This is a genomic window from Stenotrophomonas sp. KH_036_B (assembly GCF_057839485.1).
Window position 1 is genome coordinate 882465 of the sequence record NZ_CM174491.1, and the last position, 14381, is coordinate 896845.

The 14381-nt window shown below is 68.6% G+C and carries 14 protein-coding genes; 5 read left to right on the top strand and 9 right to left on the bottom strand.

What is annotated here, in order from left to right; all coding sequences use genetic code 11:
- Positions 1-63: 63 nt before the first annotated feature.
- Positions 64-627, bottom strand: a complete 564-nt coding sequence (gene ahpC, locus AC3ITN_RS03900; protein ID WP_068849365.1) for an alkyl hydroperoxide reductase subunit C — start codon at positions 625-627, stop codon at positions 64-66.
- Positions 628-958: 331 nt separating this feature from the next.
- Between ahpC and prmC the strand changes: the two genes are divergently transcribed.
- Together prmC and pip are read left to right on the top strand one after the other, a co-directional pair.
- The gene (gene prmC / locus AC3ITN_RS03905; RefSeq protein ID WP_489392136.1) at positions 959-1840 is read left to right on the top strand and encodes a peptide chain release factor N(5)-glutamine methyltransferase; all 882 of its coding nucleotides are present in this window, start codon (positions 959-961) and stop codon (positions 1838-1840) included.
- Positions 1841-1909: 69 nt separating this feature from the next.
- The gene (gene pip / locus AC3ITN_RS03910; protein ID WP_313346888.1) at positions 1910-2854 is read left to right on the top strand and encodes a prolyl aminopeptidase; all 945 of its coding nucleotides are present in this window, start codon (positions 1910-1912) and stop codon (positions 2852-2854) included.
- Positions 2855-3012: 158 nt separating this feature from the next.
- On the opposite strand, the gene AC3ITN_RS03915 is transcribed toward pip, so the two are convergent.
- Positions 3013-3897 carry a LysR family transcriptional regulator gene (locus AC3ITN_RS03915; RefSeq protein WP_489392137.1) on the bottom strand — a complete coding sequence of 295 codons (885 nt, stop codon included), beginning with the start codon at positions 3895-3897 and terminating at the stop codon, positions 3013-3015.
- Positions 3898-4004: 107 nt separating this feature from the next.
- Here AC3ITN_RS03915 and AC3ITN_RS03920 point away from each other — a divergent pair, with 107 nt between their 5' ends.
- Positions 4005-5438, top strand: coding sequence for an MFS transporter (locus AC3ITN_RS03920; protein WP_489392138.1), 1434 nt, complete (start codon positions 4005-4007; stop codon positions 5436-5438).
- An 80-nt stretch (positions 5439-5518) separates the two neighbouring features.
- Here the strand turns inward: AC3ITN_RS03920 and AC3ITN_RS03925 are convergent, their stop codons facing one another.
- Genes AC3ITN_RS03925 through AC3ITN_RS03940 form a run of 4 tightly spaced genes read right to left on the bottom strand, consistent with a single transcriptional unit; the run spans position 5519 to position 8417 of the window.
- Complete coding sequence (locus AC3ITN_RS03925) at positions 5519-6352, bottom strand: N-formylglutamate amidohydrolase (RefSeq protein WP_489392139.1); 834 nt, start codon at positions 6350-6352, stop codon at positions 5519-5521.
- Positions 6345-6896 carry an NUDIX hydrolase gene (locus AC3ITN_RS03930; RefSeq protein WP_489392140.1) on the bottom strand — a complete coding sequence of 184 codons (552 nt, stop codon included), beginning with the start codon at positions 6894-6896 and terminating at the stop codon, positions 6345-6347. Before AC3ITN_RS03930 ends, AC3ITN_RS03925 begins: the two co-directional genes overlap by 8 nt.
- The gene (locus AC3ITN_RS03935) at positions 6893-7840 is read right to left on the bottom strand and encodes a 5'-3' exonuclease (RefSeq protein ID WP_489392141.1); all 948 of its coding nucleotides are present in this window, start codon (positions 7838-7840) and stop codon (positions 6893-6895) included. Before AC3ITN_RS03935 ends, AC3ITN_RS03930 begins: the two co-directional genes overlap by 4 nt.
- A 1-nt stretch (position 7841) precedes the next feature.
- Positions 7842-8417 carry a nitroreductase family protein gene (locus AC3ITN_RS03940; protein WP_489392142.1) on the bottom strand — a complete coding sequence of 192 codons (576 nt, stop codon included), beginning with the start codon at positions 8415-8417 and terminating at the stop codon, positions 7842-7844.
- 331 nt (positions 8418-8748) lie between these two features.
- Between AC3ITN_RS03940 and AC3ITN_RS03945 the strand changes: the two genes are divergently transcribed.
- Both AC3ITN_RS03945 and AC3ITN_RS03950 read left to right on the top strand, forming a co-directional pair.
- Complete coding sequence (locus AC3ITN_RS03945) at positions 8749-11055, top strand: PacR family protein (RefSeq protein WP_313346869.1); 2307 nt, start codon at positions 8749-8751, stop codon at positions 11053-11055.
- 797 nt (positions 11056-11852) lie between these two features.
- Positions 11853-12935: an NAD(P) transhydrogenase subunit alpha gene (locus AC3ITN_RS03950; RefSeq protein WP_489392143.1), complete on the top strand. Its 1083-nt coding sequence runs from the start codon at positions 11853-11855 to the stop codon at positions 12933-12935.
- A 79-nt stretch (positions 12936-13014) separates the two neighbouring features.
- Here AC3ITN_RS03950 and AC3ITN_RS03955 read toward each other — a convergent pair whose 3' ends face one another.
- Genes AC3ITN_RS03955 through AC3ITN_RS03965 form a run of 3 tightly spaced genes read right to left on the bottom strand, consistent with a single transcriptional unit; the run spans position 13015 to position 14329 of the window.
- On the bottom strand, positions 13015-13437 hold the full coding sequence (locus AC3ITN_RS03955) for a DUF3106 domain-containing protein (RefSeq protein ID WP_489392144.1): 423 nt from the start codon (positions 13435-13437) through the stop codon (positions 13015-13017).
- A gap of 2 nt (positions 13438-13439) precedes the next feature.
- A complete protein-coding gene (locus AC3ITN_RS03960; protein WP_489392145.1) occupies positions 13440-13769 on the bottom strand; it encodes a hypothetical protein in 330 nt (109 codons plus the stop codon).
- Positions 13766-14329 carry an RNA polymerase sigma factor gene (locus AC3ITN_RS03965; protein ID WP_489392146.1) on the bottom strand — a complete coding sequence of 188 codons (564 nt, stop codon included), beginning with the start codon at positions 14327-14329 and terminating at the stop codon, positions 13766-13768. The genes AC3ITN_RS03960 and AC3ITN_RS03965 overlap by 4 nt, the downstream gene beginning before the upstream one ends.
- Positions 14330-14381: the final 52 nt, after the last annotated feature.

Consider the following 14381-nt stretch of genomic DNA (forward strand, 5'->3'; position numbering starts at 1 on the left):
GGCACCGGCTTCGGTTCACCCCCACCCCCGTGGATACGGGAATGGGGATGAGGCGTTGCGGGATTAGATCTTGCCGACCAGGTCCAGCGACGGGGTCAGGGTCTTCTCGCCTTCCTTCCACTTGGCCGGGCACACCTGGTTCGGGTTGGCGGCGGTGAACTGGGCAGCCTTCAGCTTGCGCAGGGTCTCGGAGACGTCACGGGCGATCTCGTTGGAGTGGATCTCCAGGGTCTTGATCACGCCTTCCGGGTTGATGATGAAGGTGCCGCGCAGGGCCAGGCCTTCTTCGGCAATGTGCACGCCGAAGGCATTGGTCAGCTGGTGGGTCGGGTCGCCGACCAGCGGGAACTGGGCCTTGCCGACGGCCGGCGAGGTTTCGTGCCACACCTTGTGCGAGAAGTGGGTGTCGGTGGTGACGATGTACACCTCGGCACCGGCCTTCTGGAACTCGGCGTAATGGTCAGCCGCGTCTTCGATCTCGGTCGGGCAGTTGAAGGTGAAGGCGGCCGGCATGAAGATCAGCACGGACCACTGGCCCTTCAGGGTGCTGTCGGAGACCTTGATGAACTCGCCATTCTGGTAGGCATTGGCTTCAAACGGCTTGATCTGGGTGTTGATGAGCGACATCGATATTCCTCTTGGTGAAGGGCATGGGTGGAGCGACCAACACAGGTTAGCGGCTCCATTCCCATAAGGACAATCCATTGATTCCATCTATGCAATAGATACAGTCTATTGAAAAGGCATGATCGGTAGATGAACATCAATGGCTATTTCAACCAGATCCTTTATGCCGCAAGGGTTTTGGCAGAATGACCGCTGACAGCAGCCGATAGTTTTTGCTTATCCGGGCGTTGAGCAGGCTGAACAGCCGCGCGCGGGCCGTGGCCGTCGCGACCTTCGGTCGCAGACCGGGCGTTGCCCTACACTGCGGCCCCACCGTTCCCCGGACCCGCCGATGACCGCCGCCCCGCAGGAGATCCGCCAGCTGCTTGCCGATGCCGCCCGCGACCTGCCCGGGGTGGAGGCGCGGCATGAGGCCGAACTGCTGCTGCTGCACGTGCTGGGCCGCGACCGCAGCTGGCTGTTCGCGCATGCCACCGACCCGGTCGACGCCGACATCGCGACCGCCTTCCATGTGCTGCTCCAGCGCCGAACGGCCGGCGAACCGGTGGCGTACCTGCTCGGCCGGCGTGGCTTCTGGACGCTGGACCTCGCCGTCAGCCCTGCCACCCTGATTCCCCGGCCCGAGACCGAGCGGCTGGTGGAACTGGCGCTGGACCGCCTGCCCGGCGACCAGCCGCTGCGGATTGCCGACCTGGGGACCGGCAGCGGTGCCATCGCGCTGGCGCTGGCCAGCGAGCGGCCGCTGGCCCAGGTACTGGCTACCGACCTGAGCGCGGAGGCGCTGGCCGTGGCCGGTGCCAACGCCCGCCAGCACGCGCTGGGCAACGTCGGCTTCCGGCAGGGTGGCTGGTATGCGCCGCTGGCGGGCGAGCGCTTCGATCTGATCGCCAGCAATCCGCCGTACATCGCGAGCGACGATCCGCACCTGGCGCGTGGCGACCTGCGCTTCGAGCCGGCCACCGCGCTTGCCTCGGGTCCCGACGGGCTGGATGACATCCGACAGATCATCGACGGCGCCCCCGATCATCTGCGCCCGGGCGGCTGGCTGCTGCTCGAGCATGGCTGGGACCAGGGCGGGGCGATCCGCGCGCTGCTGGACGCTCACGGCTTCGTTGATGTCGCCACTGAGGTGGATCTGGAGCAGCGCGACCGGGTCAGCCTGGGCCGGCTGCCGGGCACGCTCGACGCCGGTGGCGGCAGCGCGCAAGGCTAGAATGAGGGCCCGCAGCGGGGCATCGCCTGATCGCCGCTGCGGCCGTTCATTCCACATGGAGTCACCCACATGCGCACGCTGTATCCCGCCATCACCCCTTACGACGTCGGCAGCCTGAAGGTCGACGACCGCCACACGCTGTACTTCGAACAGTGTGGCAACCCGGACGGCAAGCCGGTGGTGATGCTGCACGGTGGCCCGGGTGGCGGCTGCAGCGACAAGATGCGCCAGTTCCATGACCCGGCCAAGTACCGGATCATCCTGTTCGACCAGCGCGGTGCCGGGCGCTCCACCCCGCACGCCGACCTGGTGGACAACACCACCTGGGACCTGGTGGCCGACATCGAGACGCTGCGCGAACACCTCAAGGTGGAGCGCTGGCAGGTGTTCGGCGGCAGCTGGGGCTCGACGTTGGCACTGGCCTACGCACAGACCCACCCGGCGCGCGTGACCGAACTGGTGCTGCGCGGCATCTTCATGCTGCGCCGCTGGGAGCTGGAATGGTTCTACCAGGAAGGCGCCAATCGCCTGTTCCCCGACGCGTGGGAGCACTACCTCGCACCGATCCCGGTGGTGGAGCGGCATGACCTGATCTCCGCCTTCCATCGCCGCCTGACCAGCGACGACGAAGCCACCCGGCTGGCAGCGGCCAAGGCGTGGAGCGTGTGGGAAGGTGCCACCAGCTTCCTGCATGTCGACGACGACTTCGTCAACAGCCACCAGGACCCGCAGTTCGCGTTGGCGTTCGCCCGGATCGAGAACCATTACTTCGTCAACGGCGGCTTCTTCGAGGTGGAAGAACAGCTGCTGCGCGACGCGCACCGCATCGCCGACATTCCCGGTGTGATCGTGCACGGCCGCTACGACGTGGTGTGCCCGCTGCAGAATGCATGGGAACTGCACAAGGCGTGGCCGACGTCCACGCTGGAGATCAGCCCGGCCTCGGGCCACTCGGCGTTCGAAGCGGAGAACATCGACGCGCTGGTGCGCGCGACGGATCGTTTCGCCGGTTGATCCGGCGTGCCGACCAACGGTCGGCACCTGCCGGCGTGTCGTGGCGCCACCCGTCGGTAGGCCACGAAAGGAGCGGCGCAGCCGCGAGTAACGTCGCATCGCGACGGCCCCCAAGGGGTGCACGGCAACGCCGTGCATACCGTTGGTCGTGGCTGGCGTCACCAGGTGCCGGCGGACAATGCCTCCGCCAGCACCGTCAGTTTTGGCGAGGCCTGCCGCGACGGTGGATACACCAGCGACAGCGCGCGGGTGCGGCCCTCGAACGGTTCCAGCACGCGCTGCAGGCGTCCGTCCGCCAGCGCGTCGGCGACCGCGAAGTCCATGACCTGCACGATGCCGACGCCGGCCAGTGCACCTTCCACCAGCGGATCGCCGCTGTCGAACACCATCCGCGCCGGCGCGGTGAACTCGCGCAGTTCGCCGCCTTCGCGGAACTGCCAATCCACCAGCCGGCCGCTGCGCAGGTTGCGCACCGCCAGGCAGGCGTGATCGTGCAGGGCATCGACCGTAGCCGGCGCGCCGTGCCGGGCGATGTAAGCGGGTGATGCCACCGTCACCCAGCGCAGCGGCCGCAGCGGCCGCGCCACCAGGCGCACGTCGCTGATCGGACCGGTGCGCAGCGCGGCGTCGAAGCCTTCTTCGGCAAGGTCCACCAGCCGGTCGTTGAGCACCAGCTCGAACTGCAGGTGCGGGTAAGCCGCCATCAGCGTTCCGGCCAGGGGCACCAGCACCTTGCGCCCGAACATCGACGGTGCGGTGACCTTCAACACGCCCGACGGCGTGCACGGCCGATCGCCCAGCCGGCGCTCGGCATCTTCCAGCCCGCACAGCAACGGCGTGCAGTGCTCCACGAACTGGCGCCCGTCCGGGGTGAGGCTCACTGCGCGCGTGGTGCGGTGGAGCAGGCGCACGCCCAGCTCGGTTTCGAGGCGACCGATCGCGCGCGACAGCCCCGACTGGCTGATGCCCAGCTGTCCCGCGGCCGCCGTGAAGCTGCGCGCCTCGGCCACCTGCACCAGCATGCGCACGGCGTTGAGATCCATGGCGGTCTCCGATTGATGCGAAAATGCATGACAGAAATCGAAGTATCCGGGTTTATTTGTTGAGCGTCATCAATGAGACTGCCCGCCTCCCCCTCGCACCGACCGGCATGACCCACTCTCCGTCTTCCTTCCCGCCGCGCCTGGCGCTGACCCTGCTGGCGATGGCGCAGCTGATCATTGCGCTGGACGCCACCATCATCTTCGTCGCGCTGCACGAGATGGGGGTGCAGCTGCAGATCAACGCGCAGCAGCTGCAGTGGATCGTCAGTGCCTACACGGTGGCCTTCGGCGGCTGCCTGCTGCTGGGCGGTCGCGCGGCGGACCTGCTGGGCCGGCGCCGGGTGTATCGCACCGGTATGGCCGTGTTCGCGCTGGCCTCGCTGGTCGGCGGCTTCAGCGACAGCGCTTTGCTGCTGATCGCGGCGCGCGCGGTGCAGGGCATTGGCGCGGCGCTGTTGTTTCCCGCCACGCTCTCGCTGATCAACACGATCTACGCCGAAGGCGCGCCGCGCAACCGCGCACTGGCGATCTGGTCGATGGCCAGTGCCGGTGGCCTGGCGCTGGGCACGCTGCTGGGCGGCGTGCTGACCCAGAGCTTCGGCTGGTCGTCGGTGCTGCTGGTGATCGTGCCCTTCGCCAGCGCCTGCGCGGTGCTGGGCGGCTGGTGGCTGCCGCGCGACGCGGCGGTAACGCGCGGATGTTCGTTCGACCTGGCCGGCTGCATCACAGTGACCGTGGGTGGCAGCCTGCTGGTGACCACGCTGGTGCAGGCGCCGGAATGGGGATGGTTGGCACCACGCACGCTGGCCTGCCTGCTGGCTTCGCTGGTGCTGCTGGCCGCGTTCGTGGTGATCGAACAGCGCAGCCGCGACCCGTTGATGCAGTTCTCGCTGCTGCGCCTGCGCAGCCTGCGTGCGGCGATGCTGCTGACCATGGTGTTCATGAGCAGCTTCGGCGTGCAGTACTACTTCCTGGCGCTGTACTTCCAGGACGGCTACGGCTGGAGCGCGCTGCAGGCCGGGCTGGCGTTCCTGCCGCCGACGCTGGTGTGCACGTTCGGCATACGGATCAGCGAACACATGCTGCGCCGCCGTTCGCCGCGCCAGGTGCTGGCGCTGGGCATGGGCGCAGGCGCGCTCGGCATCGGCGCGGTAGCCGTGGCGTTGCCGTTTGGTGCCACCTACTGGGCGCTTTTGCCGGGGATCGTGGTGCTCAGCATCGGCCAGGGCATGACCTGGACGGCGATGTGGATCGTGGCCGGGCAGGGCGTGCCCGCCGCGCAGCAGGGCGTGGCCTCGGGCATGGCGGCCACGGCGCAGCAGATTGGCGGTGCGCTGGGGTTGGCGCTGCTGGTGATGCTGGCCAACGCGGGACGCGCCGCAGGTTCCGCCGGCACCCGCCCGGAGGCATTGCAGGGCCTGGTGAACGCGCAATACGGCGCGGCCCTGTTCGCGCTGCTGGGGGTGGGCGTGGCAGTGTGGTTGCGGCCGGAGGTTGAACGGCCGACCGGGTGCATCGACGGGTGCGCACCGACTGGGTAGAGCCGACTGGGTAGAGCCGACTGTTAGTCGGCTGCCCTTCGCGAGGTGGTTGAGGATGAGACGTGTGCCGACCCAGCCGACTAACAGTCGGCTCTACGCAGCCGACCAACAGCTGGCTCTACGCCCGCCATCGCCTGCAGCCCAGCAAACACCCGCGCCAACCGCTCGGCCCACGCGCGCTGCCCGGCGGCATCGGCAATCAGGTCCTGGCGGATCTCCAGCTCCACATGCAGCAGGCCACGGCCTTCGCCGTGCACCGGTACCGCGTAATCGCTGGTGCTGCTGACCGAATACGGTTCGTTGTCGCCCACCACCAGATCACCTTCATCGCGCAGCGCCTGCAGCAGGGCATGCGCCAATCGCGTGTCCTGGTGGTACAGCACGCCGGCGTGCCACGGTCGCCGCTCGTCGTTCATCTGCGGAGTGAAACTGTGCATCATCACCAGCAGCGTCGGGCGCATATGCGCCGCGCGTGCATCCAGCTCGGCGGCGATGCGCGCGTGATACGGCGCATGGATTTCATCGATGCGCTGCTGACGTTGCGCGGGCGACAGCCCGGCATTGCCCGTAACCACGGTGTGGTCGCTGATCTCGGGGATCAGCGTCGGCGACGCCAGCGGGCGGTTGCAGTCAATCACCAAGCGCGAATAGGTCTGGGTGATCGCCCACGCGTCCAGCAGGCGCGACAGTTCGGTGGTGACCCCGGCGATTCCGATATCCCACCCGATATGCCGGTCCAGCTCGGCCTGCGGCAGGCCCAGCTCCGCCAACGCCGCCGGCACCCGCTGGCCGGCGTGATCGGCGATCAGCACGTAGGGCGAGCGCCCGGCCGGGTGCAGCACGGTGAACGGTGCCGAATCGGAACCGCCCAGCAGCGTGCCCGTGGCCAGTGGAAGCGCGCGCGAATCAGCCACGCGGGGTGCCGTCCAGATGATGCTCGATCATCCACAGCCCCGCCCACAACTTGGCATCGAGCTCGTAGCCCTGGCCCATCTTTTCCACCAGCCACGCGGCGGCGCGGGCGCGTGGCACCTCATGCACGATGATGTCCTCGCTGGCATCGCCACCGCCTTCGCCAACCTTGTGCAGGCCGGTGGCGCGCACGAAGGCGATCTTCTCGCTGCTGGCGCCGGACGAGGTCGGGCCGATCATCAGCACCTCGGCGTGCGCGGCGGTCCAGCCGGTTTCTTCCTCAAGCTCGCGCACCGCCGAGTCTTCGATCGACTCGCCCGCATCGACGTCGCCAACCAGCCCGGCCGGCATCTCGATGGTGCTGGCCTGCAGCGGCACGCGGAACTGCTCGACAAACAGCACGTTGTCTTCGGGGGTCACGGCGATGATGATCGCGGCCAGGCCACCGGCGTGGGTGCGCTCGCTGTATTCCCAGGTGCCGCGCACGACCATGCGCTGGTACTTGCCTTCATAGACGATCTTGGGGGCTTGCGTAGTGGGGCTCATGCGAACTCGCTGGAAGGGGAAGAGGCGTCGGACAGGCCGGCGGCCGTGAACAGCCGGCGACGGGTCAACGGACCGAAGCGCAGCGCGTCGCACAGGCCCTGAAGCATCTGTGCGTCGGCAGTGGAGCGGCTGAAGTCGGCCTGGGCCGCGTCGAGCGGCGCATCCAGCGCGATGGTGGTCAGCTGCCGCCACAGCAGCGCATGTTCGCGCTGCTCGCGCAGGCGCACGGCCATCTGGGCGGCACCCCGCAGGCGCAGGAACGGCACTTCGTCCAGGCGTTCATACAGGGTGTCCAGGCTGCCGAAGTGGGCCAGCAGCACTGCAGCGGACTTGGCGCCCACCCCGGTCACGCCCGGGATGTTGTCGACCGCATCGCCACACAGCGCCAGGTAGTCGGCGATCTGGTGCGCGTGCACGCCGTGGCGCGCCTTGACCCCGGCCATGCCCCAGCGCTGGTTGCGCGCGTAGTCCCACTGCTCATCGTGCTCGTACAGCAACTGGGACAGATCCTTGTCGGCGGAGATGATCACCCCGCGCATGCCGGCGTCGCGGCGCGCGTGCAGCGCGCTGCCGATCAGATCGTCGGCCTCGTATTCGTGGTGGGCCAGTACGGTGAGGCCCAGCGCCACGCACAGCGCCTTGCAATGCGCGAACTGGCGGCGCAGCGCATCGGGGGCCGGGTCGCGGTTGGCCTTGTAGGCGGCGTAGAGCCCATGCCGGAAGCAGCTGTCCAGCGCCTCGTCGAAGGCAATGGCGATGTGCCGCGGGCGCTCGCGTTCCAGCAGGTCGAGCAGGAAACGGGCGAAGCCGTGCACCGCATTGGTGGGCCAGCCCTGTTGGTCCTGGAACTCATCCGGCATCGAATGCCAGGCGCGGAACACATACAGGCTGGCGTCGACCAGGTACAGCGGCTGGCGTGGCGGCGGAACGGCAACGACCGACATCTCAGCCCACCCAGTCCTGCAGCAGCGCTGCCGGGTCGGGACGCTCGCGTTCGGGTACGGCGGTCTTGGGCGTGCCGATGTGGATGAAGCCGGCGATGCGCTCATCGGCGGCCAGGCCGAGGTGGGCATGCACGGCCGGGTCGAACGCCATCCAGGCGGTCAGCCACTGCGCGCCGAAGCCCAGCGCCTGTGCGGCCTGCAGCAGGGCGAAGCAGACGCAGCCGGCCGTCATCAGCTGCTCCAGCTCGGGCACTTTGGGGCTTGGCGTGGGGCGGGCGATGACCGTGATGATCAGTGGGGCGTGCGAGAAGCGCAGCCGGTCCTTCTCCACCTGTGCGTCGGAGGCGGTGGGATCGCGCTCGCGGCTGCGACGGGCCAGGAACTCGCCCAGCGACTGCCGGGCATCCCCGGCGATGCGCAGGAAACGGAACGGCACCTTCTTGCCATGGTCGGGCACGCGCACCGCCGAGGCCAGCATGCGCAGCAGCGTTTCCGGGTCCGGTCCGGGCGCGCCCAGTTGAAGGGCGGGGACCGAGCGGCGGGCGTCCAGGGCGTGCAGGGCAGGGGAGTCGAGCATGGGATCTCAATAGGCGTCGCAGTGCCGTTGATTATAGTCGGGGCAGTTTGTGACACGGACTTGGGCAATCTCTGGTCCATTTGCGACAAAGCGTGATGAACCGCACTTAATTAATGGCAATCCTTCACGTCGCTGTACTCGCTTCCCAAGGGCGCTGGCCTTACGATACAAGGCCTGCCGGCGCCCGGGTCATGAGGTTCAAAGTGCGGACTGTTTCACTGTCCCTGACCGGTGGGCCGTCCTACCATCCGTGTGCCGGTGTCTTGGGGACGCCCGTACCCCTTGTATCCATGCTGCATTCTGTACCTGCGAAGGTGGGGAGCCTTCTCGCATGAACGCCACGCCCAACGTACCAGGGCAGCCGGGTCGTGACCCGGCGCTGTTGAAGCTTGCGCGCGAGGCCGCCCTTCCCGGACTGGTCGAGTCGTTTGCGACCGTGCTGGCACGCTTTGACGATGTGCTGTTCGACCGTGCCGGTACCGCTGGCGCGTCGCAGCTGCTTTTCCTGGATGGCATGCGCGAGCTGCGCCGCCGCCGGGACGACATCGTGGGCGGTTTCCGCGGTCATCTGGGGCGGGCCTGGGAGGCGCTGGAGCGCGGCGAGCCGCTGTCGGCGGAAGCCACCCTGGCCGGCCAGGTCGAGGACGGCCTGAGCCTGGTGCCCGAACACGTGCTGGAATCCCGCCTGGCGGTCCGCAACTTCGCCACCGTGCTGCTGCGCGACTGGAAGCCGGTGCTGGGACGGCTGGACCGTCGCCTGGGCTGGATCGCCGGCGGCCTGGAACTCACGGCAGACCTCAACCCGATCAGCCCCGAGCATATCGGCGTGGCGATCCACGAGGCCTTCGCAGACTGTGAACTGGCGCCGGAAGTGCGTCTGGTCCTGATCAAGCTGTGCGAGCGCGACCTGCACGCGCCGATCGGCAAGCGCTACGAGAAGCTCGACGAGCAGTTGGCCGCCGCCGGGGTGATGCCGCAGATGTCCGCGCCGCGCCGTCCTGCCCCGCGGCCGCCGACGGCACGCCAGGAGCTGGACGAGCTGGTCGATGCGCTCGATCCGGACGCGCAGAACGCCGACGATGCCGCAGCGCCCGCGTGGGCACGGCGCTTCGCGGACCGGTGGGCGGCCAGTCGTGGCCGCATGCAGTCCGCGCAGGCCGCGCATGAACACGCCGACGGCGGCGACAACCTCAGCGGCAACCAGGGCATGCTGCTGGAGGCGCTGCACGAGCTGCTGCAGCAGACCCGGCACGTGCGCGAGGACGCCACCTCCGCCGCCAGCGTGGCGGTGGGGCAGCAACGCCCGCTCAGCCAGCGCGAGATGATGTCGGTGCTGTCGCTGCTGCAGGCCACGCCGAGCGCGACGCTGCGCGCGGCCATTGGCGAAGATGGTGAATCGCTGGCCCAGCGGCTGAAGAGCGAAGTGCTGTCCGGAGCGACCCGGCTCGGCGTGGATCCGGCGCAGGCACGCCTGGACCCGCAGGATGAGGACGCGATCGACCTGGTGGGCATGCTGTTCGATGTGATGCTGGACGAACGCGACCTGGAGGGCCGCTCGCGTGAGCTGATCGGCCGGCTGGTAGTGCCGTTCGTCAAGGTCGCCATGCTCGACCGCCGCATGTTCGTGCAGAAGACCCACCCGGCGCGCAAGCTGCTCAACTCGCTGGCCGAGGCCTGCGAAGGCAATACGGGCGAAAGCCAGGCCGAGCGCGTGTTGATGGGCAAGGTCGAAGAGATCATCGAGCGCCTGGTGGCCGAGTTCAACGAGAACCTGGCGATCTTCCTGACGCTGGAAGAAGAATTCCGCGATTTCCTGACCCAGCACCGCCGCCGCATCGAGATTGCCGAGCGCCGTGCGGCGGAGACCCAGCGCGGCCAGGAAAAGCTGGAGATGGCGCGCACCCGCGCGGCCATGGAGCTGGACTGGCGCATCGACGATACGGCGCTGCCGCAGGCCATTGGCGAGTTCCTGCGCCAGCCGTGGCAGCACCATGTGACCCTGACCGTTCTGCGCGAAGGCGACGACGGTCCGTCGGTAAGTGAGGCGCTCGCGCTGGCCGATGGGGTGCTGGAAGAAGTGTCCGAGGCGCGCCGGCAGATCGTCGGCAAGCCATGGCTGCAGGCCTGGCAGCCGGCGCTGCGCAAGGTGTTCGCCAGTGTCGGCGTGCATGCCGATGCGGCCACGGCTGCGATCGATACGCTGCACGACACGTTGCAGTCCATTGCGGAATCGCGCCCGGAACTGGAGCGCGCGCTGCCCGAGCTGCCGCAGGTGGTGCTGCCCGCGCCGCCGGCACCGGAGAGCGGTGGGGTGGAACTGGGCAGCAAAGTGGATGTCAGCGATTTCGATAATGCCGACGCCGACCGCTTCCGCGGGCTGGAGATCGGCAGCTGGCTCGATTTTGTCGACAAGGATGGCAAGGTCCAGGCCGGCAAGCTGTCCTGGGTGAGCCCGATCTCCCAGCGCCTCCTGTTCGTCAACCGCCGCGGGGTACGCTTCTGCGTGGCCTCGCCGGAAGAACTGGCCGTCATGGTGCGCCTGGGCCGCCTGCGCGCGCATATCGACGACGGCGCGTTCGACAGCGCCATGCAGGGTGTGATCGATCGTCTCGACACCAAGGGCGCTACGGTTCACTGAGGTTGCGTTCAACGTCAACGTCAACGTCCGAAGGCAGCGTTTCAGGTGCTGCGTGCTGGGGCGGCCGTCGGGTAGCCCCGCTCCGGGACACGCCGTGAACCGCCCTCCGGGCCCCGGCCCAACCGCAAGCGGTTGTGCGTTCAGTCGCACGCGAGGCATGCCTCGCAAGCAGTGCGCCTTCACCCATGGGGGCTGCTAGAAAACATCCATGTTTTCTAGCGTCCCTCCGGGGGCTACCCGACGGCCGCCCCTGATGGATGGCCGCATGCGGTAAGGAAGAGCAGACACGCAACAGAACCATGCCCCGTTGATGCGGATACCCCCGGGCGCGTGGCGACGCGTTCATCGCGATGGCGCACGCCGGTCATAGGGCGCGGCGTGTCCCTACGCGGTCCCGTCATCGCGTGGTTGCGAGGGCGATGTAGGGTCGGTTCCGGAACGACTGCCATTGCACATTCCCCGCCCGATAACGCATTGAATTGATCGAAACCGCTCTCGACCATGGCTACCGACCCACTGTCAAAGGCGGGTCGGGGTGGGTTTGCGGGGGCATGAGCCGCATGGATGCGGCGACTGAGCTTACATGGACGTACTTGCAGCGTCCCCCGCAAACCCACACCGTCCCGCCAACTCCAGTGAACCGCTGGCTACAGGCTGTCCGCCCAAATGCATGATGCTGCCGGCCAACGGCCGGCACTCTCGCCACGCCGGAATTCACGCGGCGCTTCCCGCGGAAGGGCTCCGCAGCCGATCAATCGGGTTACGATCCCCTCACTTACCGCTGCTCGGGGACATGCATGGCTGTCGAGGTGTTGGGGGTCAAGGAACATGCGCCGGGCGAACGGCGCGTCGCGCTGACGCCGGAAACGGCGCGCAAATTCATCGCGCTGGGTGCCTCGGTGTGGGTCGAACCCGGTGCCGGTACGCGCGCCGGCTTCACCGACCAGGCGTATCTGGACGTCGGCGTCCAGCTGGCGGACGACGCCCGGCTTGGCCAGGCCGATATCGTGCTGTGCGTGCAGCCGCCGGAAACCGCGCGGCTGGGCCAGCTCAAATCCGGTGCCAGCCTGGTGGGCATGCTGCATCCGCAGGCCGATGCCGAGCGCGCCGGGATGATCCAGTCGCGCGGGCTGCAGGCGTTCCCGCTGGAGCGGTTGCCGCGCACGACGCGGGCGCAGTCGATGGACGTACTCAGTTCGCAGGCCGGCATGGCCGGTTACAAGGCCACGCTGATCGCCGCGCAGTTGGCGCCGCGCTTCTTTCCGATGTTGACCACCGCCGCCGGCACGATCCGGCCGTCGCGGGTGCTGGTCGTGGGCGCGGGCGTGGCCGGGTTGCAGGCGATCGCCACCGCGCGCCGGTTGGGGGCGCAGGTGGAAGGGTTTGATGTGCGCCCGGAAACGCGCGAGCAGATCGAATCCCTGGGCGGCAAGTTCCTGGATCTCGGCGTGAGCGCGGTGGGCGAGGGCGGGTATGCGCGGCCATTGACCGAGGAGGAGCGGGCGGAGCAGCAGCGCCGGCTGGGCGAGCATCTGCGGCTGGTCGATGTGGTGATCTGCACGGCGGCCGTTCCCGGACGTCCGGCGCCGAAGATCATCAGCAGCGCGATGGTGGCAGGCATGCGCCCGGGCAGCGTGATCGTCGACCTGGCCGCGGAGACCGGCGGCAACTGCGAGGCCAGCCGTCCGGGTGAAACGGTGGAGGTGGGTGGGGTGACCGTGGACGGTCCACTGGACCTGGCCAGCATGGGCGCGGTGCATGCGAGCGAGATGTATGCGCGCAACCTGTACAACTTCGTGGCGCTGTTCGTGAAGGACGGTGCGCTGGCGTTCGACTGGGACGATGAGCTGCTGGCGAAGACGCGGTGGATTGCCAATTGATACCGCGCAGCCACGCAGGGCGTGGCTCTACGGATGGGCGGCGGTAGAGCCACGCCCTGCGTGGCTGCGCGGAGACGGATCACCGTTTCGGCGGCAGATCCTTCACCGGGTTGGCCTTCAACCACTCCTGGCGCTGCTCCGGGCTCATGCTCGCCCAGCGTTCGCGCAGGGCATCGCGCTGGGCCGGGGTCATTCCGCGCATCTGCGCGAACAATGCGCGGGCCTGTTCGCGCTGCTCCGGGCTCATGTTCTCGAACCGATGGCGGCCGCGCCGGGCCAGCTCGCGCTGCTCCGGGGTCATGCTCTGCCAGCGTTGGCCGTGCTGCAGCATGCGCTCGCGCTGCGGCGGGGGGGCATCGTTCCAGCGGTCGCGCACGGGCGCGATCAACGCCTCGCGCTGCTGCGGGGTCAGCCGGTCCCAGTCGGGCAGTGCCGGGTTCTGCGCCCCGCTCGTCGCGCTCAGCGACACCAGCAGCAACGCCAGGGTCAGTTGCAGTTTCATGATCACTCCATTGCCAGGTCGGTCGTGCCCAGCCACACGTACAGGTCGGGATTTTCGTCGAGCACGTCGCCATTGTCATCGGTCGCGGTGGCGGCGACCTGCACCGGCGGCGTCACCGGCGGATGGAGGGTGAAACTGTAGCCCAGGCCCAGTGCGACCACCGCCGAACAGGCGGTGGCCAGCCACCAGCCGGGTGCGCGCGTGCGCCGGGGGGCGGCGTGGCGCGCGCTGCGCAGACGCGCCAGCGTGGCCGGGGAAAGCTGGGCCACCGCCTGCGCGTGCAGCTGCTGCAGGGAGGCGTCGTCTTGGGTGGGGGAAAGCGGGCGGCTCACAGTTCGATCTCCAGGTGCTGCTGCAGCGCCTGCCGGGCGCGCGAAAGGTGGGTTTTGACGGCGCCTTCGCTGCAGCCCATGGCGGCGGCGGTGGTGGCGCCATCGAGCTGTTGCAGGACGCGCAAGGTGAAGGCCTCGCGCTGGCGTGCCGGCAGTTCGCGCAGCGCCTTCACCAGCTGGGCGTACTGGTCGCGCTGCTCATGCGCCTGGGCGGGCCCCGGCGCGGGATCGGCCCAGTCGATGTCGTGGTCGCCGGCCACATCGTCGTTGCTGCGCCAGAACCGCAGGCGGAATCCCCGACGGCGCTGCAGGTCCACCACCCGGCGGCGCAGGATGCTCCAGAACAGGGGCGACCACTCGCCGGCGGGCTTGTCTCGGTAGGCCAGCATGCGCAGCATCGCGTCCTGCACCGCATCCAGCGCATCGTCACGCTGGCGCAGGCCGGCTTCGGCGAAGCGGAACGCGCGCGGGCCGATCCCGGCCAGGAACACGTCCAGCGAGGCCGGCAGCACGGTGTCGGCGTCGGCATCGGCGGGCAGCGTCGGCAGGGAGGGGCTCACCAGCACAGGGTAGCGCTCGCGCAGGGGGGATACGGTGACAACGCGCCAGGGC

Coding starts and splice junctions, on each gene's coding strand:
- AC3ITN_RS03940 (WP_489392142.1), bottom strand. CDS start 8,417: ATGCTCGACTCCCCTGCCCTGCACGCCCTGGACGCCCGCCGCTCGGTC.
- AC3ITN_RS03915 (WP_489392137.1), bottom strand. CDS start 3,897: ATGGATCTCAACGCCGTGCGCATGCTGGTGCAGGTGGCCGAGGCGCGC.
- AC3ITN_RS03920 (WP_489392138.1), top strand. CDS start 4,005: ATGACCCACTCTCCGTCTTCCTTCCCGCCGCGCCTGGCGCTGACCCTG.
- AC3ITN_RS03935 (WP_489392141.1), bottom strand. CDS start 7,840: ATGTCGGTCGTTGCCGTTCCGCCGCCACGCCAGCCGCTGTACCTGGTC.
- ahpC (WP_068849365.1), bottom strand. CDS start 627: ATGTCGCTCATCAACACCCAGATCAAGCCGTTTGAAGCCAATGCCTAC.
- AC3ITN_RS03930 (WP_489392140.1), bottom strand. CDS start 6,896: ATGAGCCCCACTACGCAAGCCCCCAAGATCGTCTATGAAGGCAAGTAC.
- pip (WP_313346888.1), top strand. CDS start 1,910: ATGCGCACGCTGTATCCCGCCATCACCCCTTACGACGTCGGCAGCCTG.
- AC3ITN_RS03955 (WP_489392144.1), bottom strand. CDS start 13,437: ATGAAACTGCAACTGACCCTGGCGTTGCTGCTGGTGTCGCTGAGCGCG.
- AC3ITN_RS03950 (WP_489392143.1), top strand. CDS start 11,853: ATGGCTGTCGAGGTGTTGGGGGTCAAGGAACATGCGCCGGGCGAACGG.
- AC3ITN_RS03945 (WP_313346869.1), top strand. CDS start 8,749: ATGAACGCCACGCCCAACGTACCAGGGCAGCCGGGTCGTGACCCGGCG.
- prmC (WP_489392136.1), top strand. CDS start 959: ATGACCGCCGCCCCGCAGGAGATCCGCCAGCTGCTTGCCGATGCCGCC.